The organism is Bordetella trematum, from assembly GCF_900078335.1.
Lineage (GTDB): Bacteria > Pseudomonadota > Gammaproteobacteria > Burkholderiales > Burkholderiaceae_B > Bordetella > Bordetella trematum.
Genome location: NZ_FKBR01000011.1, coordinates 116,946 through 142,514 on the forward strand (window position 1 = coordinate 116,946; position 25,569 = coordinate 142,514).

Below are 25,569 nucleotides of genomic sequence, written 5' to 3' on the forward strand. Positions count from 1 at the left end.
CCATGACGATTACCCCCACCGAAGCGCTGACCCGCTGCATCGAGCACCGGGAAATATTCCACGACGAAATGCTGCATCTGATGCGCATGCTGATGCGTGGCGAAATGTCGCCGCAGATCTCCAGTGCCTTGCTCATGGGGCTGCGCGTCAAAAAAGAGACGGTGGGCGAGATCACCGCGGCGGCCGAAGTGATGCGCGAGTTCGCCACGCCGGTGGTCACGCCCAACCCCGATGAGTTGCTCGACATGTGCGGCACCGGCGGCGACGGCAGCCACACCTTCAACATATCCACCACCGCCATGTTCGTGGCCGCCGCTGCCGGCGTGCCGATTGCCAAGCACGGCAACCGCAGCGCCTCCTCGTCCAGCGGCAGCGCCGATGTCCTGGAGGCGCTGGGCGCCAACCTCGTGCTCTCGCCCGAGCAGGTGGCCGAATGCATCCAGGCCACCGGCATCGGCTTCATGTTCGCGCCGGCCCATCACGGCGCCATGAAAAACGTCATGCCGGTGCGCAAGGAGCTGGGCGTGCGCACCATCTTCAACATCCTGGGGCCGCTGACCAACCCGGCCAATGCGGCCAACCAGTTGATGGGCGTGTTCCACCCCGACCTGGTGGGCATCCAGGTGCGCGTGCTGCAGCGCCTGGGCTCGCGCCACGTGCTGGTGGTGCACGGCAAGGACGGCATGGACGAGGCCTCGCTGGGCGCCTCCACGCTGGTGGGCGAGCTCAAGGACGGCGAAGTGCGCGAGTACGAGATCCATCCCGAGGACTTCGGGCTATCCATGATGTCCAACCGGACCATCAAGGTGTCCAATCGCGAGCAGTCACGCGAGCTGGTAATCGAGGCATTGGAGAATGTCGAGGGCACCGCCCGTGATATCGTCGCCCTGAACGCGGGCCTGGCCATCTATGCCGGCAACAAGGCCGCAAGCATCGAGGCCGCGCTGGCGCTGGCGTTCGAAACCATTGCTAACGGCTCGGCACGCGCCAAGCTGGAAGAATTCTGCGCCTATACCCGGAAATTTTCGACATGAACGATATTCTCGCGAAGATCCTCGCCATCAAGGCCGAGGAGGTCGCCACCGCCCGTCAGTTGCGCAGCGAAGCCGAGCTGCTGCGCGAAGCCCAGGCCCGCCAGGACGTGCGTGGCTTCGCCCAGGCCATCGAAGACAAGATCTCGCAGGGCAAGCCCGGCATCATCGCCGAAATCAAGAAGGCCTCGCCCTCCAAGGGCGTGCTGCGCGAAAACTTCGACGCCTCCGAAATTGCCTCGTCCTATGCAGTCAATGGCGCGGCCTGCCTGTCGGTGCTGACCGACGTGCAGTTCTTCCAGGGCTCGCATGACAACCTGCGCCGCGCGCGCGCGGCCTGCGCGCTGCCCGTGCTGCGCAAGGACTTCATCATCGATCCTTATCAGATCATCTCGGCGCGCGCCATGGGTGCCGACTGCGTGCTGCTGATCGTGGCCGCGCTGGCGCCGGCCCAGCTGCGCGATCTCGAAGCCCTGGCCATGGGCCTGGGCATGGACGTGCTGGTCGAGGTCCACGATGAGGCCGAGCTGGACACGGCCCTGGCGCTCAAGACGCCGCTGCTGGGAATCAACAACCGCAACCTGCGCACCTTCGAAACCAGCCTGGAGACCACGCTGCGCCTGCTGCCGCGCATCCCGGCCGGCAAACGGGTGATCACCGAGAGCGGCATCGTCGCGCCCGAGGACGTCAAGCGCATGCGCGACAACGGCGTGCAGGGCTTTCTGGTCGGCGAGGCGTTCATGCGCGCCCCAGACCCCGGCGTCGAGCTCGCGCGCCTGATGGGTTGACCCGCCGGCGCTTGCGATCAAGGCCCTCTCCGGAGGGCCTTTATTTTGTCTGAGCGCAAGCGCTGCGACAGCTTCCTGGGTTAATTTGTCAGATCCCGCGCTATGCGTATTTCCCTTCTTCGCGCGGGCCTACTCAGGAGGTCATCGCATGGCAACCACGATGAAAGCCGCTGTCGTCCGCGAGTTTGGCAAACCCCTCGTGATCGAAGACGCGCCCATTCCCCAGCCCGGGCCGGGCCAGATCCAGGTCGCCGTGCAGGCCTGCGGCGTCTGCCACACCGACCTGCATGCCGCCGAAGGCGACTGGCCGGTCAAACCCAACCCCCCTTTCATTCCCGGCCATGAAGGCGTGGGTTTCGTCTCGGCCGTGGGTGCCGGGGTCAAGCACATCAAGGAGGGCGACCGGGTCGGCGTGCCCTGGCTTTACTCGGCCTGCGGCTACTGCCGCCACTGCCTGGGCGGCTGGGAAACCCTGTGCGAGTCGCAACAGAATTCCGGCTACTCGGTCAACGGCGCTTTCGCCGAATACGTCGTGGCCGATCCCAACTATGTCGGGCACCTGCCGGCCAATATCGGCTTCGCCGAGATCGCGCCGGTACTGTGCGCCGGCGTGACCGTCTACAAGGGCCTGAAGGTCACCGACACCAGGCCGGGCGACTGGGTCGCGATCTCCGGCATCGGCGGGCTGGGCCATATGGCGGTGCAGTATGCGCGCGCCATGGGCCTGCACGTGGTGGCCGTGGACGTCGATGACGCCAAGCTGGAACTGGCCAAGCGGCTGGGCGCGGAGATCGTCGTCAACGCCAGGACGCAGCCCGACCCGGCCGCCAAGGTCAAGAAGCTGACCAGCGGCGGCGTACAGGGCGTGCTGGTGACGGCCGTCTCGCCCAAGGCCTTCGAGCAGGCCATGGGCATGTGCGCGCGCGGTGGCACGATCTCGCTCAACGGCCTGCCGCCGGGCGACTTTCCGTTGCCCATCTTCAGCACCGTGCTCAACGGCCTGACGGTACGCGGCTCCATCGTCGGCAGCCGCCTGGACCTGCAGGAATCGCTCGATTTCGCCGCTGACGGCCTGGTGGCCGCCACCATCGGCATGGCGCGGCTGGACGACATCAATCAGGTGTTCGACGACATGCGCCAGGGTCGGATCGAGGGACGCATGGTGCTGGATCTGGCCAGCTAGGCTCAACCCTTGCCGCGCGGCTCGTCCGTCGCCGCGGCGGGCGTGTCGCCCTGACGGTGGCGCCAGTGGAAGGTTACGCGCCGCAGGCGTGCGCCGCGGAATTGAAGCTGGGAGCGGCTGCCCGGCATGGGCGCACCGCGTTGCGTGCTGTTTTTCATTGCGGGTCTGTCTTCGCAAGACCAAAAAAAACCTGCCGGGGCCCCGCCCCGGCAGGCACAAAACCTGTCAGTGAACGCGTTCGCGCGCCCACTGCAGGGCGTCTTCCAGACGGTCGTTGCCCCAGAACATCTCGCCCTGAACCATGAAGGTCGGCGCACCAAAGATGCCCAGCTGACGCGCCTGATCCACCTGGCGTCGCAAGGCTTCCTTGCAGGCGTCGCTGCGGGCGCGCGCGAGCCAGTCATCGGCATCCAGGCCCAGGTCGGTCAGCAGGGTGTGCATGACATCCTCGGCCTGGATGTCCTGGTCGGCAGCAAAATTGGCGGCGAACACCGCGCGGCAGAAGTCCAGGCCCCAGGTCTCGTCCTGGCCCAATAGGGCCAGCCGGGCCGCCAGTACGCTCATGCGTGGAAAGATGGAGGGACGGCGATAGGGCAAGCCATATTTGTCGGCCAGCCGCGCCACGTCGCGCATCATGTAGGCCCCCTTTCCCGGGAACAGTCGGAACGGGCTGTCCTGCCAACCCTGGGTCTGGAAGATGGGGCCCAGCAGAAAGGGGCGCAGCACCAGCGTGACGCCCGCCTGCCGCGCCAGGGGCCCGACGCGGGCAATGGCCAGGTAGCTGTAAGGGCTGGCGAAATCGAACCACATCTGCACCGAAGGTGCGGGGTCAGGTGTCATGGCATGGCTCCGGCTGATGCGATCCGCCTGCCCCGGGAAAGGGCAAGGCGGGCCGCGAAGCATTCTGATCCATCCTATTGGACGCTGCAGGCTAAGATTGCTCAAGCAATTTCCACGCCCTGATGACATGAGCCATACGCATGCCAATCCCGCTCGCTAAACTGCCGCCGCTCGACCTGATACGCGGCTTCGTGGCAGTGGCCCGACGCATGAGCATCACGCACGCCGCCCACGATCTGCATCTGACCCAGTCCGCCGTCAGCCGGCAGATCCGGGCACTGGAAACCCATCTGGGCGTGGCCTTGTTCACCCGCGGCTTTCGCAGCATTGCCCTCACGCCCGAAGGCGCGCAACTGTTCCGCCTGGCCGATCCCTGGCTGACCCAGCTGGGCGAGCTGGGTGAACGCTGGCGACATCCCGGCCGACGCCAGCCTGTGACGGTGTCGACCACCATCGGGGTGGCGGCGCTGTGGTTGCTGCCGCGTCTGGGCGCCTTTCAGCAGGCGCACCCCGGCATCGACGTGCGCGTGGCCGCCGACAACCGGGTGCTGCCCCTGGGCCAGGACGGGGTGGACATCGCGATTCGCTACTGCCGTGGCCGGCCCGCCGGCGAACCGGCGCAGTGGCTGTTCGGTGAAGCCGTCGTCCCGGTGGCGCACCCGAGCCTTGCCGCTGCGCCCCTGGACGCCGCCAACCTGCCGCGACAGGTCCTGCTGGAATTCGATGATCCCTCGCGCCCCTGGCTGCAATGGGATGAGTGGCTGGGTTCCCACGGCATGCAGGCGCTGCGTCCGCGCGGAATGCTGCGTTTCAATCAGTATGACCAGGTGGTGCAGGCCGCGCTGGCCGGCCAGGGAGTGGCGCTGGGCCGCCTGGCCCTGGTGGCGCCCATGCTGGCCGACGGCCGGCTGCGCGCGCTGGGCGCAGCCGCGCCCGAACAGACGCCCCTGTCGTACTGGCTGGTGCGCCATCCGCGCGACCGTTCACCCGACACCGAGATCGTGGCGCAATGGCTGCTCGAGCAGGCGGAAGCCGGCCAGGCTTGAGGCCTGGGCTCAGGCCACCGACACGCGCCCGTCGCCCGGGCGCATTTCGCCGATGACGGCGGCCTGGCCGAAGCCCCCGGCGGCAAAGATATCCAGCACCTGTGCGGCCGCCTGCGGCGCGCAGGCCACCAGGAGCCCGCCGGAAGTCTGCGGGTCGGTCAGCAGATGGCGATCCGCCTCGCTCAGGCCGGGCGCCAGATCCACGCCCGCCCCGTAAGAAGCCCAATTGCGGCCCGAGGCTCCGGTCACCACGCCATCGGCGGCCAGCTCACGCACCCCGGCCAGCCAGGGCAGTTCGGCCAGGCGCAGCTGCGCCGTCAGGCCGGCGCCGCGCGCCATCTCCAGCGCATGGCCCAGCAGGCCGAAACCGGTCACATCGGTCATGGCGTGCACACCGGGCAGGGTGGCCAGCTCGGTGCCTGGACGGTTGAGCAGGGTGGTAGCCGCCAACATGGCCGCGTAGCCGTCGGCATCCAGGCGGCCTTTTTTCAGGGCTGCCGAGAGAATCCCCACTCCGAGCGGTTTGCCCAGGATAAGGACATCGCCCGCCTGCGCGGCGGCGTTGCGCTTGACGTGGTCGGGATGAACCAGGCCCATCGCGGCCAGGCCGTAGATGGGCTCGACCGAGTCGATGCTGTGTCCGCCCGCAATCAGGATGCCGGCCTCTTCGCAGACCGACTGGCCGCCGCGCAGGATCTCGGCGATCACCTCGGGCGGCAACACATTGATGGGCATGCCCACGATCGCCAACGCCATGATGGGCTTGCCACCCATGGCATAGACATCGGACAGCGCATTGGTCGCGGCAATACGCCCGAAGTCGAAGGGGTCGTCGACGATGGGCATGAAGAAATCGGTGGTGGCGATCAGGGCCTGCTGGTCGTTCAGGCGATAGACGGCCGCATCATCGGCGGTCTCGGTGCCGACCAGCAGATTGGGGTCACGCAGCTGAGGCGCAAAGCGCGACAGCAGATCCGACAGCACGCCCGGGGCGATCTTGCAGCCGCAGCCGCCGCCATGCGAGAGCGAAGTCAGGCGTGGAACACCATGGGCGGACTGGGTCATGCAGCTACTCCTTGAAGGGGAACGGACGCGGGCGCGGCCGGCAATGGCGGAAGGCAGCAGGAGTCGAACCTACCTGGGAACGTCTGACGTCCCCAACTGGGTTTGAAGCCCAGCCGTGCCACCGGGCACGCATGCCTTCCCTGGTGCGGCCCCGGGCCGCGAACGACTGCCTATGATAACGATTCGTCCAGATCCTGTGCAGCCAGGAGCCAGGCGCTGTCGGGGCGCAGGACATGGCTGTCGCGCAGCCGCCGCGTGTGACCGCTGCGGTCGAAGAACTCAAGCACCTGGATGGCGCGCTTGCGGCCCAGCCCGGTGCGGTCGCGAAACACGCCCGCCTGCACGCTGCCGTGCTGCCTGCACAACCCGGTCACCAGCGCGGCCAGCGTCGCCACGGTGGCGCGTGGATAGAAGAGATCGGGCACCACCTGGGCCAGTTCGCCGCGCCGCAACAGCTTGCGCAGCAGCTGCCGCATCTCGCCCTCGGGCACGGACAGAGCGCGTCCCAGATCACGCACCCAGGGCGGGTCGAAGCCGCCGGCCAGCAACAGCGCTAGCGCCTTGTCCGCCAGCGCCTGTTCCGCCTCGCCAAGCACGGCGCCCTGCCCGGGCAAGCGCCACCAGACCCCCTGGCGTTGCACCTGTTCCTGTGCCGCAGCCGCCTGCAGCACCGCCTGCCACAAGGTCTCGCCAGCCTGCGGGCAGGCCATGCGGCGCAGCCGCGCAGCATCTGCGCCGGGCTCATCGGGGAACTGGCGATGAAACCGTGCCAGCGCCTCCTGCAGCGTCGTCTGCAGAGCCTGCCAATGCCGCTGCGTGATCAGCACTCTGCCTCCCGCCTGCCAGCTCGCGCCCGGCGGCGCGCAATCGGGCGGCACCCCGCCCAGGCGCAGCACCTGCTCGCGCGTCAGGCCCAGCGGGGCCTGCGCCAGCAACGCCAGCCAGTCGCCCCCATCGAGAAAGACCGCCAATGCCTGCAGCCAGGCCAGCCGCTGCGGCTGACGCCGCTTGCGATCCGGCGCATTCGGGTCGAGCACCTGCGCCCCGCCCACGGTGGCGCTGGCCTGCGCATTGCGCAGGATGACGCGATCGCCCGGCATGGCGCAGACCGGCTGCGGAAATACCAGCTGCACCAGCCCCTGCGCGCCGGGCGCAAGCTCGGCGCCCTCCAGCGGGAGTGCATGCGCCAGCTGATGCGCCGCGCCCAGATGGACATGGATGGGCGTCCAGCCACGCAGGGCCGCCTCGCCCTGCCAGCGCAACTGGACATCGACATGACGGCTCGGCACAAAGCTGCGCGCATCGGCCACCCAATCGCCGCGCGCCACGTCCTGACGCGCCAGACCAGGCAGGTTGAGCGCGCAGCGCTGGCCGGCAGCGCCGCTGGCGCTGGCGCGGTTTTGCGCATGGATGCCGCGCACCCGCACAGGCAGCCCCGCCGGCATCAGCCGCAGATCGATCGTTTCGTCATCCAGCCGCAGGCAGCCGCCATGTACCGTGCCGGTGACGACCGTGCCATGCCCGGGCAGGGTGAACGCCCGGTCTACCGCCAGGCGAAACAGCCCCTGCGCGGTGCGCGGCGGCCGGGCCAGGGCCTGCGCCTGCAGCCAGCCCCTGAGCGCGTCCACGCCCGCATCGCCCTCACGGGCCGCTGCCACCGCGAAGCAGGGCGCGCCATCCAGGAAAGTGTCGCGTGCCAGCCGGGCCACCTGCTCGCGCACGACCTGCAGACGCTCGGCGTCGACGCGGTCGGCCTTGCTCAGGACCACGGCGCCGGCGCGCACGCCCAACATCTCCAGGATGAAAAGGTGCTCGCGGGTTTGCGGCATGACGCCGTCGTCGGCCGCCACCACCAGCAAGCCCAGATCGATGCCGCTGGCGCCGGCCGCCATGGTGTGCACCAGTTTCTCGTGGCCGGGCACATCGATGAAACCCAGCACCTCGCCATCGGGCAGCGGCACATAGGCATAGCCCAGCTCGATGGAAATGCCGCGCGCCTTCTCTTCCTTCAGGCGGTCGGTGTCCACCCCGGTGAGTGCGCGCACCAGCGTGGTCTTGCCATGGTCGATGTGACCGGCGGTGCCGACGATCATGCGGGCAGCGCCGCCAGCTGGGCGGCGAAGTCGGTTTCTTCCTGCGGCTGCAGACAGCGCAGATCGAGCCACAGCACATCATCGGCCACGCGGCCGATGACGGGCCTGGGCAGCCCGCGCAGGCGCGCCTGCAGAGCCTGCAAGTGGCGTCCGGCGCGCCCGGCGCCCTGGTGGCGCACGGTCAGGCCGCAGCTGGGCAGCTGGTCGACCGGCAGGGCGCCGCTGCCGATCTGGCTGAACATGGCCTGCACCCGGACCTGGAAGGCCTCGCCCAGCGCCTGCTGCAGCGGGCCGCACAGGCGCTCGGCCTGCGCCTGCATGTCGGCCTGCGCACGCGTGAGCAGGCGCAGGGTGGTCAGGCGCTCGGGCAGGTGTTCGGGTGCGCGATACAGCGCCAGCACCGGCTCCAGAGCGGCCAGCGTGAGCTTGCCGACGCGCAGCGCGCGCTTGAGCGGGTTCTTCTTGATCTTGCGGATCAGGTCGGCGCGCCCGACCAGCAGCCCGGCCTGCGGGCCGCCCAGCAGCTTGTCGCCGCTGAAGGTGACCAGATCGGCGCCGGCCTGCAGGGTCTCGCGCACGGTGTCTTCCTTGGGCAAGCCCCACTGAGCCAGATCCACCAGCGTGCCGCTGCCCAGGTCTACCGTGGCCGGCAGACCATGCGCGTGCGCCATCGCAGCCACCTCGGCCACCGGCACGCTCTTGGTGAAGCCGCTGATGGCGTAGTTGCTGCAATGCACTTTCATCAGCATCGCCGTGCGCGGGCCGATGGCGTTCTCGTAGTCGGCCGCGTGGGTGCGGTTGGTGGTGCCGATTTCAAGCAGGCGCGCGCCGGCGCGCTTCATGATGTCGGGGATGCGGAATGCCCCGCCGATCTCGACCAGCTCGCCGCGCGAGACAATCACCTCGCGCCGATCGGCCAGGGCATTGAGCATCAGCAACACGGCTGCGGCATTGTTGTTGACCACGGTGGCCGCCTCGGCGCCGGTCAGCTCGCACAGCAGGTCTTCGATCAGGTCGTCGCGATCGCCCCGCGCACCGGTGTCCAGGTCGAATTCAAGGTTGGCCGGCGCGCTCAGGGCACGCAGCACCGAGGCGATCGCCGCCTCGGGCAGCAGAGCGCGCCCCAGATTGGTATGCAGCACCGTGCCGGTCAGGTTGTAGACCGCCGTCAGGCGCGGCGCATTGCGGCGCGCCAGCTGGGCGCCGGTAGCCGCGGCCAGCTGGGCCACGGCCAGCTCCGCGGGGGGCAGCGCGCCTGCCAGAGCCCGCTCGCGCAAGCCCTGCAACTGCGCACGCAAGGCCGCCACCAGCTGGCTGTGCCCGTAGGTCTGCGCCAACGCCAGATACTCGGCCTGCTGCAGCAGGCGGTCCAGGGCAGGGATATCGCCTGGCCGCGCCGATGCCGCGCTCATTCGGCGGCCTCCTCGCCCTGCCACAGCAAGGGATTGCCGCTGGCACGCGCATACCCGGCCTCACCCATCAGCATGTCCAGCGCGAGGCTGGCCAGATCGTCGGCCACCGCCTCGACCTCCATGTCTTTCTCCTGATAGAAGATCTTACGGTAGCTGTGGCAATGGTCGCAGGACTCGGCCTTGATGGCCTGTGAACCGCCCTCGATGCTGTGATAGGCGATGCCCTCGGTGCTTTCGCACTGGCTGCAGACCACCCGCACCAGGTGCCATTCGCAGGCGCACAGGCTGCAATTCAGGTAGCGCAGGCCTTCGGCCTGCCCCCCCATGCGCACCACGCTGGCCACCGGCAGGCTGCCGCACAGAGGGCATACGCCAAAGGGGCTGGCCACGGGCATGTCCTGCAGATCGAAGCGGCATGCCAGGTCGGTCCAGTAGACCTGCAAGGCTGCCATGACCAGCGGCGCGGCTGCGCTGTCCACCTCGGCGTTGCGATCGGCCAGCAACGCGTCGGCCAAGGCCTCGACCTCATCCGGGCGCTCGCGCAGCGCCTGCCGCAGCCGCTCGCACACCGCGCGCGCCGCCCCGGGCGTATCAGCCGCAGCGGCAACGGCCTGCAACAGGCCGTCGAGCAGCCCGCGCCAGGCGGGGTCGCGCGGCCAACCCATGGCCTGCAACGGTGGCATGCCGTGGGCCTGGGCGCGATCGATGCCGGCGCGATCCGGGCCGGCAAACGCGCAATGATCCAGTGCTGCCTGCTGGGCCTGGGCCAGAGTGGCCATCAGGCTCAGGTAGCCGCCGATCGGGTTGTCGGGCGCCAGCGCGCGCAGGCGCCGGGCGCGCTCGGCGAATACGCTCGCCCGCTCGGGCCGACGCAGACGCGCGATGGCGGTATGGTCCAGGGATTCGATTTCCCCGCGCGGCAAGATACGCTGCAAAAGCTCTCTCCTGAAAAACGGGCAGGGCTGCGGCGCGCCTGCGTCGCAGCCCTGCGGCAACCCCGGCAAAGGGGTTTCAAGCAAGCCCGCAAGCGGCCTTACTTGCCTTCCGATGAGGGTTTGACTTCAGACCGGAACCAGGCCCGATGGTGCTTCCAGGCCCAACCCCAGGTGACGGTGCCGCGCAACATGGCGCGGAACGAACCCTTGACCCAGATCGCCGCATAGATGTGCACTATGATCGCGCAAATCATGATCAGCGCAAACGTTGCGTGCAACACCGAGGCCGCACGCAACACATCGACCGGGAAATACATCGAGAAATACTCGCGCCACATGATCAGGCCGGACAGGATCAGGCCCACCATGCTGATCACCAGGACATAGAACAACAGCTTCTGGCCGCCGTTGTAGCGCCCCACCTCGGGCAGTTTTTCCTCGCGGTTGTTCACCACATCGCCGAACTGGCGCAGCCATTGGACATCGGCCTGGCTCATGCGGTTGTGACGCCACATGCGCGCGGCGAACACCACGAAACAGAGAAACATCACCACCCCGATGAAGGGATGCAGGATACGCGTCCAGGGCCCGCCGCCCAGCAGGGCGTACAGCCACGAGAAGGCAGGGTGGAACAGCGCCAGCCCCGACAGGGCCAGCAGGACGAAGGTGATCGCGATCACCCAGTGATTGCTGCGCTCGCCGGCGGTATACCGCTGGATCAGCTTGGGACGATGGGGGTCAGCCATGACGCGCCTCCTCTTCGGCTTTGCGTTCGTCTTCCTCGTCCGTCTCGTTGGGACCGACACGGATGTAATGGAAGAAACCTGCCAGCGCGGTCAGCGCCATCGCCGCCACGCCCAGGGGCTTGGCCACCCCCTTCCAGATCGACACCATGGGGCTGATCTTGGGCTCGGCCGGCAGGCCATGGTAGAGCTGCGGCTGGTCGGCATGATGCAGCACATACATGACGTGGGTGCCGCCCACGCCGGCCGGGTCATACAGGCCGGCCTGCTCGAAGCCGCGCGACTTGAGGTCCTCGATCCGCTCGGCGGCATGTTGCTTCATGTCTTCCTTGGTGCCGAAGACGATGGCGCCGGTCGGGCAGATCTTCACGCAGGCCGGCTCCTGGCCCACCGCCACGCGGTCCGAGCACAGGGTGCACTTGTAGGCCTTGTGATCCTTCTGCGAGATGCGCGGCACATTGAACGGGCAGCCGGTGATGCAATAGCCGCAACCGATGCAGTGCTCTTCGTGGAAGTCCACGATGCCGTTGTTGTACTGGATGATGGCGCCCGGCGAGGGACAGGCCTTCAGGCAGCCCGGGTCCTCGCAGTGCATGCAGCCGTCCTTGCGGATCAGCCATTCCAGGTCGCCTTTGTCGTTCTCGTACTCCGAGAAGCGCATGACGGTCCACGAGTGCTCGGTAAGATCAGCCGGGTTGTCATAGACCCCCACGTTCACGCCGACCTCATCGCGCAGATCGTTCCACTCCATGCAGGCCACCTGACAGGCTTTACAGCCTATGCATTTGGAGACATCGATCAGCTTGGCAACGCTGCCGGTCGAAGGCTCACGCACCCCGGGCGGCGGGGTGGTGGTGGCGGAGCGGCGTTTGATGTCCAGGGATTGCATCGACATGTCTGTGCTCCTATGCCTTTTCGACCTTGACCAGGAAGGACTTGAACTCGGGGGTCTGGCTGTTGCCATCGCCCACCACAGGCGTCAGCGTATTGGCCAGAAAGCCCGGTTTCGCGATCCCGACAAAGCCCCAGTGGATGGGAATGCCGACCTGGTGCACGGTGCGCCCCTCGATGGTCAGCGGCTTGAGACGCTTGGTCACCAGCGCCACGGCCTTGATGTAGCCGCGGTTGGACGACACCTTCACTCGTGAACCGTTGGGGATGCCCAACTCCTTGGCCAGCGCCTCGCCGATCTCGACGAACTGCTCTGGCTGCAGGATGGCGTTGAGCAGCACGTTCTTGGTCCAGTAGTGGAAGTGCTCGGTCAGGCGGTAGGTGGTGGCGACATGGGGAAACTGCTCGACCTTGCCCATGGCCGCCAGGTCGTCCTTGAACACGCGCGCGGCCGGATTGCTCACCGCCAGCGGCTGCTTGGGGTGCAGCGGGTTGTAGCCCAGCGGATTCTCGAACGGCTCGTAGTGCTCCGGGAACGGCCCCTCGGCCAGGCCGGCACGGGCGAAGAAGCGCGCCACGCCTTCCGGGTTCATGATGAAAGGCCCCATGCCATCGGCCGGATTCTCATCGGCCTTGTAGTCGGGGACGTCCGCGCCGGTCCAGGCCTTGCCGTTCCAGGCGACCAGGCTGCGCCGCGGATTGAAAGGCTGACCTTGCAGGTCACAGGACGCGCGGTTGTAAAGCACGCGCCGGTTGGCCGGCCAGGCCCAGGCCCAGTTCAGCGTCTGCCCGATGCCGGTCGGGTCGCTGTTGTCGCGCCGCGCCATCTGATTGCCCGCCTGGGTCCAGGCGCCGGCGAAGATCCAACAGCCGCTCAAGGTGGAGCCGTCATCGCGCAGTTCGGCGAAGCCGGCCAGCTGTTCGCCGGCCTTGCGCAACACGCGCCCATCCTTGGGGTCGACCAGATCGCTCAGGGCGCGGCCGTTGTACTCCTTGGCCAGTTCGGCGGCCGTCGGGTTCTCCGGATGCACATAGGGCCACCACAGATTGACGATCGGATCCGGATAGGCCCCGCCTTCCTCCTGATAGAGCTGGCGCATGCGGGTGAAGAGATCGGCCATGATCTCGATGTCGCTGCGCGCCTCGCCCGGGGGTTCGGCGCCCTTCCAGTGCCATTGCAGCCAACGGCCCGAGTTCACCAGCGCGCCTTCTTCCTCGGCGAAACAGGTGGTCGGCAGACGGAACACTTCGGTCTGGATCTGCGTCGGATCGACGTCATTGTGCTCGCCGACGTTGCGCCAGAACTCCGAGGTCTCGGTGGCCAGCGGGTCCATGATGACCATGAACTTGAGCTTGGAGAAGGCGCTGGTCAGCTTGGCCTTGTTGGGAGCGGCCGCCAGCGGGTTGAAGCCCTGGGCGATATAGCCGTTCATCTGCCCGTGGTTCATGAGCTCATAGACCTGCAGCATGTCGTAGAGCTTGTCCAGCTTGGGCAGGTAGTCGTAGGCCCAGTTGTTTTCGGCCGTGGCCGCCGGACCCCACCATGCCTTCATCAGGCTGACGTGGAATTTCTTGTAGTTCTGCCAGTAACTCAGCTGGTTGGGCCGCAAGGGCTTGAGCAGGCGCTGGCCGATGTATTTGTCGAAGTCCTGCTCGCCTTCGGTCGGCAGGGTCATGTAACCCGGCAGCAGATTGGACATCAGCCCCAGGTCGGTCAGGCCCTGGATGTTCGAGTGTCCGCGCAGCGCGTTCATGCCGCCGCCGGCCACACCGATGTTGCCCAGCAGCAGCTGCATCATCGCGCCCGTGCGGATGATCTGCGAGCCGATGGAGTGCTGCGTCCAGCCCAAGGCATACAGAATGGTGGCGGCGCGGTCCTTGGTGGCCGTGGACGCCAGCGCCTCGCACACGTGCAGGAACTTGTCCTGCGGCGTGCCGCAGACGCGCTCGACCAACTCGGGCGTATAGCGCGAGTAATGGTGCTTGAGCAACTGGTAGACCGTGCGCGGGTGCTGCAACGTGGGGTCGGACTTCACATAGCCGTCGGCATCGCGCTCGTAATCCCAGGAGGCCTTGTCGTAGCTGCGCTTTTCGGCGTCATAGCCCGAGTACAGGCCGTCCTCGAACGAGAAGTCCTCGCGCACGATGAACGGGAAGTCGGTGTAGTTGCGCACGTACTCGTGCTGGATCTTGTCGTTCTCCAGCAGGTAGCGGATCACACCGCCCAGGAACACGATGTCCGTGCCGGTGCGGATGGGCGCGTAGAAGTCGGCCACGGACGCCGAACGCGTGAAGCGCGGATCCACGACCAGCAGTTTCGCCTTGTTATGGGCTTTCGCTTCGGTGACCCATTTGAACCCGCAAGGGTGGGCCTCGGCTGCGTTGCCGCCCATGATGAGCACGATGTCGGCGTTCTTGATGTCGACCCAATGGTTCGTCATCGCGCCACGGCCAAACGTCGGGGCAAGACCTGCCACCGTCGGGCCGTGTCAGACACGAGCTTGGTTATCGAACGCCAACATCCCCATGCTACGCACGACTTTGTGCGTGATATAGCCGACCTCGTTGCTGCTGGCCGAAGCGGCCAGCATGCCGGTGGTCAGCCAGCGGTTGACCGTCTTGCCGTCATCGGTGCGTTGCACGAAGTTGGCGTCGCGATCCTCCTTGAGCAGGCGCGAGATGCGCGTGAGCGCCTCGTCCCAGGACATGCGCTGCCAGGTATCGGAGCCCGGCGCGCGATACTCCGGATACTTGAGACGATTGGGGCTGTGAATGAAGTCGATCAGGCCAGCCCCCTTGGGACAGAGCGTGCCCCGGTTCACCGGGTGATCGGCGTCGCCTTCGATGTGAACGATGCTGGCTTTGGCGTTTTTGGCGCCATCTCCAAGGCCGTAGAGCAGGATGCCGCAGGCTACGGAACAGTAGGGACAGGTGTTGCGCGTTTCGGTCATGCGCGCAAGCTTGTACTGGCGCACCTCGGCCATGGCGGTGCCAGGCGCCGCGCCCAGCATCACCATGCTGGAGCCGGCCAGCGTGGTTCCTGTCACCTTGAAGAACTGGCGGCGGTTCATGTGGACCATGACGCACTCCCTTCTGGGTGAGAAAAGCGGCGCTGCGGCAGCCTTCGGCGAAGACCCCTGTGGCGTCGCTGTTATTCGCAGTATAGGGCGGGGCCCCTCACACCCGCAATCTGACAGAGCGGTGTGCGATATCTGACGTGGCTGCCCAAACGAATGCGCCAGGGAATGCCGGGTATTCGGCGCTTTCGCGTCCGTTCCGCGCTGCTAGGATGCCGCCAGCCCGTACCGGCCTGCGCCGCTGCAGCGCAGGAATAATCCGACCCCGAATTTCAGGAGCGCCGCATGCGCCGCCCGCTGTCCCTCGTCCTGCTGGCCCTGGCCGCCAGCCTCGCCGCCCCGGCCGTCCCGGCCCAGACTGCACTGGTCAACGCCACGACCGCCGCGCCACTGCAACAGGCTGCGCTGGACGCATATTTCTACCTCTACCCGCTGGTCAGCATGGACCTGGCGCGCCGTCAGGCCGCAGCGGCGGCGGCCACCGGCCAGCCGGGCGCCGCCGCGCCGAACGCCCTGGGCACGCCGCAGGACGATCAGACCTGGCCGCATGCCGGCATGCAGCGCGTGAGCGGTTGGCTGGACCTGCAGGACGGCCCCGTGGTGCTGGAGATGCCCGCCACCGAAGGCCGCCAGCATCTGGTGACGCTGTATGACCTCTGGAGCGAAGCGTTTGCGGTGCTGAGCAAGCGCAGCGCCCCCGCCTCCGCGGCGCGCTACGCCATCACGCCGCCCGGCTGGAACGGCGCGCTGCCGGCCGGCATGCAGCGGCTGGAGGCCCCGACCGTCCATGTGCGCCTGCAGGGCCTGGCCCCGGGCGGCGCCGATGCAGCCGGCTGGCTACGGGCCTTGCGGCTCACTCCCTGGCAGGCCTGGCACCAGGGCAGCACCCAGTCGGTACAACTGCGCGCCGATCCGCAACTGGATGTGCGCACGCCGCTGCGGCGACAACTGGCGACCATGCCGGCCGAGGCCTTCTTCACCTACGGCGCCGAACTGCTGCGCAAGCATCCGCCCCACGCCGCCGACCAGCCCATGCTGGCCAGCCTGCGCCGCGTGGGCATCCTGCCCGGCCGCCAGCTGGCCTTCGACAAACTCACGCTGCAGCAACAGCAGGCGCTGCGCCATGCGCAGCGCGAAGCCCCCGCTTACCTGGATATGCCCGGCGAAACCGCCGGGCCATTGGGGTGGGTGGCCGAACGCGACGCCATGGGCGCCTATGGCAGCGCCTATCTGAAGCGCGCCCGCATGGCGCGCCAGCGCCCCGGCACCGAGCTGCCGCAGGAGGTGCTGAGCTTCCGGCTGATGGCCGACGCCATGGGCCAGCCCATCGATCCGCAGGGCCGCTATGTAATGCGCTTCGAGGCCGATGCGCTGCCGCCGGGCGAGGGGTTCTGGTCGCTGGCGGTGTTCGATGCCGCCGGCCAGCCGCTGACCCACCGTCTGGGGCAGACCAGCCTGAGCGACCGCGATCCGCTGCGCTACAACCCCGATGGCTCGCTCGAACTGTATCTGCAGGACATCGCCGTGGCCGACACCGACCGGGCCAACTGGCTGGCGCTCGGGCCGCAGGCCGCCACGCTGCTGATGCGCCTGTACCAGCCGGCGCCTGAGGCGCTCTACGGCCGCTGGAACCCGCCTGCCGTGTTGCGCGTGGACGACGATGCACAGCCGCCTGCGCAGCCCTAGCTCAGTAGGCTAGGATTGCCCTTTTGCCTTTCTGCGACCCGATATGGACGATGCCTTCAGCCACCAGCTTTCAATGACCATCCTGATGACGCCCGACATGGCGAATTTTTCAGGCAATGTGCATGGAGGCACGATTCTCAAATACCTCGACCAGGTGGCCTACGCCTGTGCCAGTCGCTACGCAGGCCAATATGTGGTCACGTTGTCGGTCGATCAGGTGATGTTCCGCCAACCCATCCATGTCGGCGAGCTGGTGACCTTCCTGGCCTCGGTCAACTACACCGGCCGCACTTCGATGGAAATCGGCATCAAGGTCGTCACCGAAGACATCCGCAACAAACTGGTGCGCCACACCAACAGCTGCTACTTCACCATGGTGGCCGTCGACGAGCAGGGCCAGCCGACCTCCGTGCCGCAACTGGAGCTGCGCACCCTCGAAGAGCGTCAGCGCTTCGAGGCTGCCAAGCTGCGCCGCGCCCTGCGCCAGGAAATGGAAAACCGGCACGCCGTCATCAAGCAACAGGCGCACTATCCCTGTCCGCCGGATCAGGTCTGAGCTGCGGCGCGGGGGCCTGCCGGTCGCGGCCGGCCAGGCGCTTCAAGCCCAGCCACTGCTGGGCCCAGAACCCCCGACCGTAGTCACGCGCGCCCGCCTGCGGCAACTGGTCGTGGATGCCGGTCGGGCCATAGTCGCCGTCAAAGCGCGCCGTGCCGAACACCATGTCCCAGAGCGGGAAAAGCGGCGCGAAGTTGCAGCCGCCCGCCGGGCCCGGCGACGAGGCGTCGTAGGCAATCGAATGATGCTGGCGATGAAACCGCGGACCGACCAGCACGCGTGACCCCCAGCGCCCGAAACCCACCCGCAGATTGGCGTGCGACAGGCTTTCTGCCAATTGCATGATGACCACGATGGCCACGAACTGGCCCGGCGGCACCCCGATCAATTGCGACACCAGCACGATCACCACGTCGCGCAGCATGTCATCGAGCAGATGGTTGCGATTGTCGCTCCAGCAGGTCAGCTGGCGCTGGCTGTGGTGCAAGGCATGCAAGGACCACAGCCAGGCGTAACGGTGCTGGGCACGGTGGTACAGATAATCGACCAGGTCGAACACCAGCAGATAAAGCAGCAGGCTGGTCCAGGGGCCGTCGGTCACGCCGGGCCACAGCTGATCGAGCTGCCAGCCGTTCATGCCCCACAGGTGCAGCTTCCCGAAAGCCGCATCCCAGAGCGGCTCGATCGTGAAGAACAGCACCAGGCGAAACAACCCCAGGCGGTGGATCAGGGTGTAGAGCACATCGACCGCCACCTGCTGGCGATCATGCACGGGCTCGACCGGACGCCAGCGCTCCAGCGCGCCGAAACCCAGCGCCAGGATGAGGATCTGGATCAGGCCGACCAGCAGCCACATGGTGGCGTCGTAGGCATCCTCGATCAGGCTGGCCATGCCGAGGTGAAACAGCAAGGGCTGCACCGCGGTTTCGAACAGCCATTGCTGACAGAGGGAAAACCACTGGATAAGCGTGTCCATGGCGAATCAATGATGCGAAAGCAGCCACGCCTGGTAATCCGGGTGCTCCTGCAGCGTGGCAAAGCAGAAACCCTTGGCCTTCAGGCCGGTGATGAGCGGCTCCAGCACGGCAGGCGCCCAAGGGTCGCGGCGCGACCAGATGCCCAGATGCGCCAGCAGGACGTCGCCCGCACGGATGCTGCGCAGCGCCTGCTGCAGCAAGGCCTCGTTGGGATACCGCTCACTGGGCAGCTCATCGCCCAGAAAGCCCGCCGGCGCCCAGCCCACATGCGCGAAGCCACAGGCGCGGGCGGCTGCCAGCAAGGCCGGCGAGGTTTTGCCGCCCGGCGCCCGGAACAAGGGCAGCATCGTCTGCCCGGTCATCTCGGCAAAGCGCTGCGCAGGTTGGCGCAACGCCTCGCAATACTGCCCGGCCGTCCAGCTCTGGGTGACGCCGGCCTGCGGCCCGGCGCTGGGGCGCACCCGGAAGCCGCCTTGCGGCAGATCCGCGCGCCAGTAAACATGATCATAGGTGTGCGAGGCGAAGGCATGGCCGCGCGCGGCCATCGTGCGCCACCAGGGGGCCCACTGCGCATCCAGGCTGCCGCCCCCGTCCAGCGTCTTCTCGTTGGCCAGGAAAAACGTAGCGCGCACATCCTGGCGCGCCAGCACGTCGGCCACCAGCTCGGCCACACCCATATGCCCGGTATCGAAGGTCAGGTAGACCGGCTTGCCACAGGTCGTCGCGCCCGCCTGCGACAGGACGGGCGCCAGCGCCAGACACAGCAGCGCGCCGGCCCGCCAGGCGCGGCGCGCTCCGCGCGGGTCAACGCATCGGCGCATGGTCCAGGGTCCAGACGCCATGCGGCGACTTGCCCACGCGCACCTGCTGGCTGACCTTCTTGGTGTCCAGATCGATAAAGGTCAGCTTGCCGGCCCAGCGCGAGGTCACCAGCAACTGTTTGCCATCGGCGGTGATATCCATGCAATCGGGGCCACCCGGCGCCGCAAAGGTGTCGGTCACCTTGAGCGTGTCCAGGTCGATGCGGCTGATCGAGTTGGCGCCCCGGTTGCTCACGAAGAGGTGGCGATCATCGCCCTGGCCGCGGAACGCGTGCGCGCCGGCTCCGGTCTTGATGCGCTCGATCAGCTTCGGCGGCTGGGCCGTCAGGTCATAGGCCTCGACATAGCTGTCGCCGGTCAGGGCAACCAGCATGGTCTTGTCGTCGCGCGTGAGGAACACATCGGCCGGCGTGCTGCCGACCGGCAGCGTCCATAGCGGCTGCTGCGTGTTCAGGTCGATGGCAATCACCTCGTTGCTGTCCTGCAGCGTGACATAGGCCACCGTGCTCTGGCTGTCGATGGCGATGTGGCTGGGCGTCTTGCCGGCCGGCACACGCCTGGCCAGCGTCAGTTCGAAGCCCTGGCCCGGGCCCAGCGGTTTGTAGGCATAGATATCGATATGGTCCAGACGATTGGCGGCCGTGACGAACCACTTCATGTCGGGTGAGAACCGCAGGTGATAGGGATCGACGATCCCGGTCAGCGTGCGCTGGACTTCGCCGGTGCGCGGATCCAGCTGGGTGATGGAGTCGCCCAGCGCATTGGCCACCAACAGGGACTGGCCGTCAGGCGTCAGATAGAGATGGTGCGGCTCTTTGCCGGTCGGCACGCGCCGCAGCTCGGTAAAGCTGACCGGATCGATGACACTCACGTTGGCATTGAGCGAATTGAGCACGAAGATCGGCGCAGGGCCGGCAACGGCCGCAAGGCTCAGCGCCATCCCCGCGCTCGCCAGCGCGTAACGGAACAGGGGCAGGGGGTTCAAGGTCTGAAATACCCAAAAAGACAAGCGTCGGCGAGCGCCGGCGTCTGCGCATTTTGGCATAGGACTATGGCGGAAAAACGGCTCGCCCCGGGCTGTTGCTGACCTGCAACAAGGCGTATCGGCAGCGGCGGATCCCGGGTCGCGCACCCGGCCGGCCGTCGGGGAGCAAAAACCTGTTGCGGTTTTCTGCTCATTTTATAGAATGAGAGCAATTTTCATTCGCATTGGTAAATAGCAGTGCCCTATCCCAGCGCCATCCAGAACGATGTTCACCGTCTCTATGCCGATCATCATGGCTGGCTGCAGGGCTGGTTGCGCAAGAAGCTGGGCAACCACGCCGATGCGGCTGACCTGGCACAGGACACTTTCGTACGCGTACTACGCCAACGCTACGAGCTGCCCGGCCTGCGCGAGCCGCGCGCCTATCTGGTCACGATTGCCGGCCGGCTGCTGCTCAACCACTATCGCCGCCGCTCGCTGGAACGCGCCTACGACGACGCGCTGGCGGCCATGCCACCCGACTACGCGCCTTCGCCTGAACACCGCCTGCTGATCCTGCAGACCCTGGACCAGATCGACGCGCTGTTGGCGGCCTTGCCTGCCCGCACGCGCAGCATCTTCCTGCTGGCCCAGATCGAGCACCTGCCCCAGACCGAGATCGCGGCAAGGCTGGGTCTGTCGGTCCGCACGGTGCAGCGCCACATCCTGCAGGCCTACGAACAATGCATCATGGCGCTGGACGCCCCATGAGCGCCTTGACCCCGATCGATCGCCGGGTGGCGCGCGAAGCGGCACGCTGGATGCTGCATCTGTCTTCGGGGCAGGCCAGCCTGGACGACACCGCCGCCTGTGAACGCTGGCGCGCACGCAGCGCCATGCACGAGCAGGCATGGCAACGCGCCCAGCAGATCCGGCACCTGCTGGGCGGCCTGCCACCGGAGCTGGCGCGCGCCACGCTGGGCCGCCCGAACGGCGCACGGCGCACCGCGCTCAAGACGCTGGCGGCCCTCATCATCGCGCCGCCGGTGGCCTGGGCGGCCTGGCGCGGCGGCGAAGCCAGCGGGCTGCTGGCCGATGCCCGCAGCGCGGTCGGCGAACGTCGCGCGCTGACGCTGGCCGACGGCACCCCCGTGCGCCTGAACAGCGGCAGCGCCGTCGACCTGACTGCCGACGGCCTGCTGCTGCGCCAGGGCGAGGTCTATGTGCAGGCTGGCGCAAACCCGAGCGTGATCGCCAGCCGCAGCGGCGACGTGCGCGCGCGCCTGGCGCGCTACAGCCTGCGGCTGCTCGACAGCGGCGCCCGGCTGACCCTTTACCAGGGGCAGGCCTGGCTCAAACCCCGTCTGCACGCCGGTCAGACCCTCAGCGCACCGGCCGCCGTCTGGTTCGACGCCACCACGCTGCATCCCCTGGCCCCGCCCCCCGGCACCGAACCGGCCTGGACGCGCGGTGTGCTGCACGCCGACGGCCTGCCGCTGGCCGAATTCACCACCGAACTGGCGCGCCACCGCCCGGGCCTGGTGCGCTGCGACCCGGCGGTGGCCGCATTGCGTGTCTCGGGGGTTTTCCAGCTCGACAACACCGACGGCATCCTGCGGGCGCTGCCCGCACTGCTGCCTGTCAGCGTGCGCTATCGCAGCGCGTACTGGGTCGTGATCGGCCCTCGCGAGGTCTGAATGGGTGTTGTTACAAAAAAGTGAGGCAACTTTTGTCCGGTTTGAGCGCCTCGCGGGTCATGGAAGGTAACGGCAACCTCATACCTCCACCGGAACGACCACATGGCACCCGTCTCTTCCCCCTGCGCCAAAGCGGGCGCAGCTCCTCTGCTGGCGCGCTGCAGCGCCGCCACCCTGGCCGCCCTGCTGCTGGGCCTGACGCTGCCTGCCCAGACCCGGGCGGACGAGGCTGCGCACCAACGATACGCCATTGCCGCCGCACCGCTCAGCGAGGCGCTTACGCGCTTTGCCGAGCAGGCTGGCATCACCCTGCTGTACGAACCGTCGGCGGTGGCAGGCCTGCACAGCCCCGGCCTGCAGGGCGATTACAGCCCCGAGCAGGCCCTGCAACGCCTGCTGGCGGGCAGCCCCCTGAACGCCACGCGCCAGGCCGGCGGCGCCTACGTGCTGCGCCCCGGCGTGCCGCTCTTGCAGCCCATCCCGGTCGAAGGTCGATTGCCGCGCCAGGAGCCTGCCTGGGTCAGCACGATCTCGCGCCAGACGCTGGATGCCGCCATGGCGCGTAGCTGGAGCGACGTCGGCAAGCGGCTGGAGCCGGGCGTGGCCTTCAACCGGCAGAACAACAGCCTGAACATCCGGGGTCTGGACCAGGATCGCGTGGTGGCCCGCATCGACGGCATCCGCCTGCCGTTCCTGGACGACGGGGCGCGCGGCGTGAAGGGCGGCCTGGATGCCGTGGACTTCAACAGCCTGTCTCGACTGGACATCGTGCGCGGGCTGGACTCCGCCAAGACCGGCTCGGGCGCGCTCGGTGGCGTGGCCGAACTGCGCACCCTGGAGCCCGATGACCTGCTCACCGAGGGGCGCCGATTCGGCGGCCTGGCCAAGCTCGACTACGACTCGGCCGATACCAGCCGCAGCGCCAACGCAGCGCTGGCCGGGCGCGTGCATGACGACACCAGCTGGCTGCTGCAGGCCGGCGCCCGGCGCGGCCATGCACTGGACAATCGCGGCGATGTCGGCGGCTATGGCGCCGCGCGCAGCGAACCCACCCCTGAGCGCTACCGCCAGGAGCAATTCCTGGCCAAGGTGCAGCAGCGCATCGATGGCGGCCATCGCATCGGCCTGACGGGCGAGTACTTCAAGCGCACCGCCGACCTGGACAGCATGTTCGAGCAGGGCGCCGGCACCAGCTACCTCTACGGGGAAAACAGCACCCGCAAGACCGCCAAGCGCGAACGCCTCTCGCTGGACTATCAATATGCCGCCCCCCAGGCCGGCGGCCTGATCGACAACGCCAAGGCGGTGATCTACTGGCAACGCCTGACGCTGGGGCAGGCGCTCAACGGCGAACGCGGCGTGGATGCGCGCGCCAACGCCATTCCGGGCGACCCCTTCCGCTACGGCTATCCCAACGGCGCTTTCGGGCGCGACAACACCATCCGCGAAACCCGCTTTGGCGCAAGCGGCGAAGTCACCCGCCAGTTCGACGGGGCCGTCACCCAGCGCCTGACGCTGGGCGGCGAGTGGATCGGCAACCGCAGCGAGCAATATTCCGACGGCTACGACAATTGCCCGCCCATCCCCCCTGGCCTGCCGGCCCCCATGGGCCCGCGCGCCTGCGACATCCTGCACACCAACCAGGCCGACATGCCGCGCGTCAAGGGCAGCCAGTTCGCGCTGTGGGTCCAGGATGAATTCGGGTTCGACGGCGGACGCTACACGCTCACGCCCTCGCTGCGCTACGACCACTACGAGCAAAAACCCCAGGGCGGCGGGGGCTACGACAACAACAGCAACGCGGCGGCAAGCCTGCCGGCCGCCTCTTCGGGCGGACGCTTCTCGCCCCGACTGCTGGGCACCTGGAAGGCCCGCGAGCAGCTCACGCTCTATGCGCAATACGGCTTCGCCTACCGCGCCCCCAACGCCAGCGAGCTCTACACCAACTACGGCGGCCCGGGGACCTATCTGCGCGTGGGCAATCCGACGCTCAAGGCCGAGACCAGCAAGGGCTGGGAACTGGGCGCCAAACTGGGCGACGACACCCTGGGCGGCTCGGTGGCAGCCTTTGACAACCGTTATCAGAACTTCATCGACAAGGGCGTGCCGCTGGATCCGGCCTCGCCGCACTGGCAACCCGGCTGGAACGGCCTCTATCCGATGGGCGTGACCGGCACGGTCAACCGCGACCGGGTGCGGATCTACGGCGCCGAGGCCTCGGCGCACTGGAGCTTCGCTCCGGGCTGGCGCAGCTGGGCCTCGCTGGCCTGGGCCGTCGGCAAGGACCAGAGCACCGGCCGCCACGTGAACTCGGTGCCGCCGCTCAAGGCCATCGTCGGGCTGGGCTACAGTCGCGAGCACTGGGGCGTGCAGGCGCAACTGACGGCGGCCCGCCAGCGCGATCGGGTGGAGTACGGCGCCTCGGCCGCCAACCCCGATTTCCGTGCCCCGGGCTATGGCGTGACCGACCTGATGGCGTACTGGCGACCGACCAGCGTCAAGGGCCTGCAGTGGCAACTGGGTATATTCAACCTGTTCGACAAGAAATACTGGGAAGCCATCAACGTTCCCACGGCCGGGGCCATGGCGCTGCCGCGTCCTGCCGACTGGTACACCGAACCGGGGCGCAGCGCGCGTCTGTCGCTGACCTATCAATTCTGACCCCCCCTGGCGCGGGCGGGGTCGCCCCCGTCCGCCGGATTTAGGAGAAAGCCGCATGACCGATCAATCATTCGCCGAACGTGCCGCCGCCCTGCGCGCCCGCCATGACGCCCTTGTCGCCGGCCAACCCGGACAACGCGCCCGCAATGCCGCCCAGGCCCTGGGCGTGAGCGAAGCCGAGTGGATCGCCGCCGGCTGTGGCTCGGCCCGCGTCACGCGCCTGGAAGGCGAGCCACAAACCATCTTCCGCGAACTGGGCACCCTGGGCGAAGTGATGGCGCTGACCCGCAATGCCTGGTGCGTGCACGAGCGCCACGGCCGCTACGAAGACATCCAGGCCAAGGGCCCGGTCGGTCTGGTGCTGGGCCCCGATATCGACCTGCGGGTGTTCTTCGCCCACTGGAAGTCTGCCTGGGCCGTCTCGCAGGACGGCCGTGACAGCCTGCAGTTCTTTGACGGCGAGGGCGTGGCCGTACACAAGGTCTACCGTCTGGAGCAGACCGATGCCCAGGCCTGGGAAACCCTGGTCGGCCGCTTTGCCGCCGAGCCGGCCTGGCCGCAGATTGCCGCCATCGAGGCCGCCGAAGAACGGCTCCAGGCCGAAGATCCGCAGGCCTGGCGCGACGCCTGGCTGGCCATGACCGACACGCACGAGTTCTTTCCCCTGCTGCGCAAGTTCGGGCTCAGCCGCCTGGCCGCACTGCAGGCAGCCGGCAGCGACCTGGCCCAGCCGGTGCCTGCCGATGCCGTCGAACGCATGTTGACCCAGGCGGCCGCCAGCGGCCTGTCCATCATGTGCTTCGTCGGCAATCGCGGCATGATCCAGATTCACACCGGTCCGGTGCAGACCCTGCGGCGCACCGGGCCCTGGTTCAATGTGCTCGATCCGCGATTTAATCTGCATCTGAACACCGACAGCATCGCCCAGAGCTGGGTGGTCAACAAACCGACTTCCGACGGGTGGGTGACGTCGCTGGAACTCTATGCAGACAATGGCGATCTGATTGTGCAATTCTTTGGCGAACGCAAACCCGGCAAACCGGAATTGCCTGCCTGGCGCGAGCTGATGCTCGGGCTGTGCGCGCAGCCGCTGGCCGCTTGAG

At 67.6% G+C, this 25,569-nt stretch carries 22 protein-coding genes and 1 tRNA gene; 10 read left to right on the forward strand and 13 right to left on the reverse strand.

The annotated features are described in order from the left end of the window. Nucleotides 1-2: 2 nt before the first annotated feature. From trpD to adhP, 3 genes are all read left to right on the forward strand, one after another. Nucleotides 3-1,034: an anthranilate phosphoribosyltransferase gene (gene trpD, locus A7V84_RS04705; RefSeq protein WP_025515129.1), complete on the forward strand. Its 1,032-nt coding sequence runs from the start codon at nt 3-5 to the stop codon at nt 1,032-1,034. After that, complete coding sequence (trpC, locus tag A7V84_RS04710; RefSeq protein ID WP_025515128.1) at nt 1,031-1,819, forward strand: indole-3-glycerol phosphate synthase TrpC; 789 nt, start codon at nt 1,031-1,033, stop codon at nt 1,817-1,819. Before trpD ends, trpC begins: the two co-directional genes overlap by 4 nt. Nucleotides 1,820-1,967: 148 nt before the next feature. Further along, nucleotides 1,968-3,002 (forward strand): alcohol dehydrogenase AdhP, encoded by a 1,035-nt coding sequence (gene adhP / locus A7V84_RS04715; RefSeq protein ID WP_025515127.1) that lies wholly within the window; start codon nt 1,968-1,970, stop codon nt 3,000-3,002. A 2-nt stretch (nt 3,003-3,004) separates the two neighbouring features. Here adhP and A7V84_RS21415 read toward each other — a convergent pair whose 3' ends face one another. Both A7V84_RS21415 and A7V84_RS04720 read right to left on the reverse strand, forming a co-directional pair. Further along, nucleotides 3,005-3,160 (reverse strand): hypothetical protein, encoded by a 156-nt coding sequence (locus A7V84_RS21415; RefSeq protein WP_162835203.1) that lies wholly within the window; start codon nt 3,158-3,160, stop codon nt 3,005-3,007. 67 nt (nt 3,161-3,227) lie between these two features. Further along, the gene (locus A7V84_RS04720; RefSeq protein WP_025515126.1) at nt 3,228-3,842 is read right to left on the reverse strand and encodes a 2-hydroxychromene-2-carboxylate isomerase; all 615 of its coding nucleotides are present in this window, start codon (nt 3,840-3,842) and stop codon (nt 3,228-3,230) included. Nucleotides 3,843-3,982: 140 nt separating this feature from the next. Between A7V84_RS04720 and A7V84_RS04725 the strand changes: the two genes are divergently transcribed. After that, nucleotides 3,983-4,888 (forward strand): LysR substrate-binding domain-containing protein, encoded by a 906-nt coding sequence (locus tag A7V84_RS04725; protein ID WP_025515125.1) that lies wholly within the window; start codon nt 3,983-3,985, stop codon nt 4,886-4,888. Between the two features lie 9 nt (nt 4,889-4,897). Here A7V84_RS04725 and selD read toward each other — a convergent pair whose 3' ends face one another. From selD to fdnG, 8 genes are all read right to left on the reverse strand, one after another. Then, nucleotides 4,898-5,953, reverse strand: a complete 1,056-nt coding sequence (gene selD, locus A7V84_RS04730; RefSeq protein ID WP_063491626.1) for a selenide, water dikinase SelD — start codon at nt 5,951-5,953, stop codon at nt 4,898-4,900. Between the two features lie 44 nt (nt 5,954-5,997). Next, nucleotides 5,998-6,093: transfer RNA gene (locus tag A7V84_RS04735), tRNA-Sec, on the reverse strand. A 30-nt stretch (nt 6,094-6,123) separates the two neighbouring features. Then, nucleotides 6,124-8,046, reverse strand: a complete 1,923-nt coding sequence (gene selB, locus A7V84_RS04740) for a selenocysteine-specific translation elongation factor (protein ID WP_063491627.1) — start codon at nt 8,044-8,046, stop codon at nt 6,124-6,126. Continuing rightward, nucleotides 8,043-9,458, reverse strand: coding sequence for an L-seryl-tRNA(Sec) selenium transferase (gene selA, locus A7V84_RS04745; RefSeq protein WP_025515122.1), 1,416 nt, complete (start codon nt 9,456-9,458; stop codon nt 8,043-8,045). Before selA ends, selB begins: the two co-directional genes overlap by 4 nt. After that, the gene (gene fdhE / locus A7V84_RS04750) at nt 9,455-10,393 is read right to left on the reverse strand and encodes a formate dehydrogenase accessory protein FdhE (RefSeq protein WP_033534373.1); all 939 of its coding nucleotides are present in this window, start codon (nt 10,391-10,393) and stop codon (nt 9,455-9,457) included. The genes selA and fdhE overlap by 4 nt, the downstream gene beginning before the upstream one ends. A 98-nt stretch (nt 10,394-10,491) precedes the next feature. Further along, nucleotides 10,492-11,139 (reverse strand): formate dehydrogenase subunit gamma, encoded by a 648-nt coding sequence (locus A7V84_RS04755; protein ID WP_025515120.1) that lies wholly within the window; start codon nt 11,137-11,139, stop codon nt 10,492-10,494. Further along, nucleotides 11,132-12,031 (reverse strand): formate dehydrogenase subunit beta, encoded by a 900-nt coding sequence (gene fdxH, locus A7V84_RS04760; RefSeq protein WP_025515119.1) that lies wholly within the window; start codon nt 12,029-12,031, stop codon nt 11,132-11,134. The genes A7V84_RS04755 and fdxH overlap by 8 nt, the downstream gene beginning before the upstream one ends. 10 nt (nt 12,032-12,041) lie before the next feature. Then, on the reverse strand, nt 12,042-15,107 hold the full coding sequence (gene fdnG / locus A7V84_RS04765; protein ID WP_147297401.1) for a formate dehydrogenase-N subunit alpha: 3,066 nt from the start codon (nt 15,105-15,107) through the stop codon (nt 12,042-12,044). Between the two features lie 282 nt (nt 15,108-15,389). On the opposite strand from fdnG, the gene A7V84_RS04775 reads away from it, so the two are divergent. Together A7V84_RS04775 and A7V84_RS04780 are read left to right on the forward strand one after the other, a co-directional pair. Further along, nucleotides 15,390-16,790 carry a DUF1254 domain-containing protein gene (locus A7V84_RS04775; RefSeq protein WP_033534371.1) on the forward strand — a complete coding sequence of 467 codons (1,401 nt, stop codon included), beginning with the start codon at nt 15,390-15,392 and terminating at the stop codon, nt 16,788-16,790. 43 nt (nt 16,791-16,833) lie between these two features. Next, a complete protein-coding gene (locus A7V84_RS04780) occupies nt 16,834-17,346 on the forward strand; it encodes an acyl-CoA thioesterase (RefSeq protein ID WP_025515115.1) in 513 nt (170 codons plus the stop codon). Here the strand turns inward: A7V84_RS04780 and A7V84_RS04785 are convergent. From A7V84_RS04785 to A7V84_RS04795, 3 genes are read right to left on the reverse strand one after another with little or no spacing between them, the layout of a single operon-like run. Then, a complete protein-coding gene (locus A7V84_RS04785; RefSeq protein WP_025515114.1) occupies nt 17,303-18,322 on the reverse strand; it encodes a sterol desaturase family protein in 1,020 nt (339 codons plus the stop codon). The genes A7V84_RS04780 and A7V84_RS04785 overlap by 44 nt on opposite strands. Nucleotides 18,323-18,328: 6 nt before the next feature. Continuing rightward, nucleotides 18,329-19,144: a polysaccharide deacetylase family protein gene (locus A7V84_RS04790; RefSeq protein WP_025515113.1), complete on the reverse strand. Its 816-nt coding sequence runs from the start codon at nt 19,142-19,144 to the stop codon at nt 18,329-18,331. Further along, nucleotides 19,128-20,129, reverse strand: coding sequence for a YVTN family beta-propeller repeat protein (locus tag A7V84_RS04795; protein WP_101605323.1), 1,002 nt, complete (start codon nt 20,127-20,129; stop codon nt 19,128-19,130). The genes A7V84_RS04790 and A7V84_RS04795 overlap by 17 nt, the downstream gene beginning before the upstream one ends. Before the next feature lie 237 nt (nt 20,130-20,366). Between A7V84_RS04795 and A7V84_RS04800 the strand changes: the two genes are divergently transcribed. The 4 genes from A7V84_RS04800 (at nt 20,367) to A7V84_RS04815 (ending at nt 25,568) form a co-directional block, all read left to right on the forward strand. Further along, nucleotides 20,367-20,879, forward strand: a complete 513-nt coding sequence (locus A7V84_RS04800; RefSeq protein ID WP_025515111.1) for a sigma-70 family RNA polymerase sigma factor — start codon at nt 20,367-20,369, stop codon at nt 20,877-20,879. Next, a complete protein-coding gene (locus tag A7V84_RS04805; RefSeq protein WP_063491628.1) occupies nt 20,876-21,805 on the forward strand; it encodes a DUF4880 domain-containing protein in 930 nt (309 codons plus the stop codon). Before A7V84_RS04800 ends, A7V84_RS04805 begins: the two co-directional genes overlap by 4 nt. Before the next feature lie 102 nt (nt 21,806-21,907). Continuing rightward, nucleotides 21,908-24,466 (forward strand): TonB-dependent receptor, encoded by a 2,559-nt coding sequence (locus A7V84_RS04810; RefSeq protein ID WP_025515109.1) that lies wholly within the window; start codon nt 21,908-21,910, stop codon nt 24,464-24,466. A 55-nt stretch (nt 24,467-24,521) separates the two neighbouring features. Further along, nucleotides 24,522-25,568, forward strand: a complete 1,047-nt coding sequence (locus A7V84_RS04815; RefSeq protein ID WP_033534368.1) for a hemin-degrading factor — start codon at nt 24,522-24,524, stop codon at nt 25,566-25,568. Nucleotide 25,569 lies beyond the last annotated feature (1 nt).

Coding starts and splice junctions, on each gene's coding strand:
- adhP (WP_025515127.1), top strand. CDS start 1,968: ATGGCAACCACGATGAAAGCCGCTGTCGTCCGCGAGTTTGGCAAACCC.
- A7V84_RS04755 (WP_025515120.1), bottom strand. CDS start 11,139: ATGGCTGACCCCCATCGTCCCAAGCTGATCCAGCGGTATACCGCCGGC.
- A7V84_RS21415 (WP_162835203.1), bottom strand. CDS start 3,160: ATGAAAAACAGCACGCAACGCGGTGCGCCCATGCCGGGCAGCCGCTCC.
- A7V84_RS04790 (WP_025515113.1), bottom strand. CDS start 19,144: ATGCGCCGATGCGTTGACCCGCGCGGAGCGCGCCGCGCCTGGCGGGCC.
- selA (WP_025515122.1), bottom strand. CDS start 9,458: ATGAGCGCGGCATCGGCGCGGCCAGGCGATATCCCTGCCCTGGACCGC.
- fdxH (WP_025515119.1), bottom strand. CDS start 12,031: ATGTCGATGCAATCCCTGGACATCAAACGCCGCTCCGCCACCACCACC.
- A7V84_RS04720 (WP_025515126.1), bottom strand. CDS start 3,842: ATGACACCTGACCCCGCACCTTCGGTGCAGATGTGGTTCGATTTCGCC.
- trpC (WP_025515128.1), top strand. CDS start 1,031: ATGAACGATATTCTCGCGAAGATCCTCGCCATCAAGGCCGAGGAGGTC.
- A7V84_RS04810 (WP_025515109.1), top strand. CDS start 21,908: ATGGCACCCGTCTCTTCCCCCTGCGCCAAAGCGGGCGCAGCTCCTCTG.
- A7V84_RS04725 (WP_025515125.1), top strand. CDS start 3,983: ATGCCAATCCCGCTCGCTAAACTGCCGCCGCTCGACCTGATACGCGGC.
- A7V84_RS04785 (WP_025515114.1), bottom strand. CDS start 18,322: ATGGACACGCTTATCCAGTGGTTTTCCCTCTGTCAGCAATGGCTGTTC.
- A7V84_RS04815 (WP_033534368.1), top strand. CDS start 24,522: ATGACCGATCAATCATTCGCCGAACGTGCCGCCGCCCTGCGCGCCCGC.
- A7V84_RS04775 (WP_033534371.1), top strand. CDS start 15,390: ATGCGCCGCCCGCTGTCCCTCGTCCTGCTGGCCCTGGCCGCCAGCCTC.
- trpD (WP_025515129.1), top strand. CDS start 3: ATGACGATTACCCCCACCGAAGCGCTGACCCGCTGCATCGAGCACCGG.
- A7V84_RS04780 (WP_025515115.1), top strand. CDS start 16,834: ATGGACGATGCCTTCAGCCACCAGCTTTCAATGACCATCCTGATGACG.
- selD (WP_063491626.1), bottom strand. CDS start 5,953: ATGACCCAGTCCGCCCATGGTGTTCCACGCCTGACTTCGCTCTCGCAT.
- A7V84_RS04805 (WP_063491628.1), top strand. CDS start 20,876: ATGAGCGCCTTGACCCCGATCGATCGCCGGGTGGCGCGCGAAGCGGCA.
- selB (WP_063491627.1), bottom strand. CDS start 8,046: ATGATCGTCGGCACCGCCGGTCACATCGACCATGGCAAGACCACGCTG.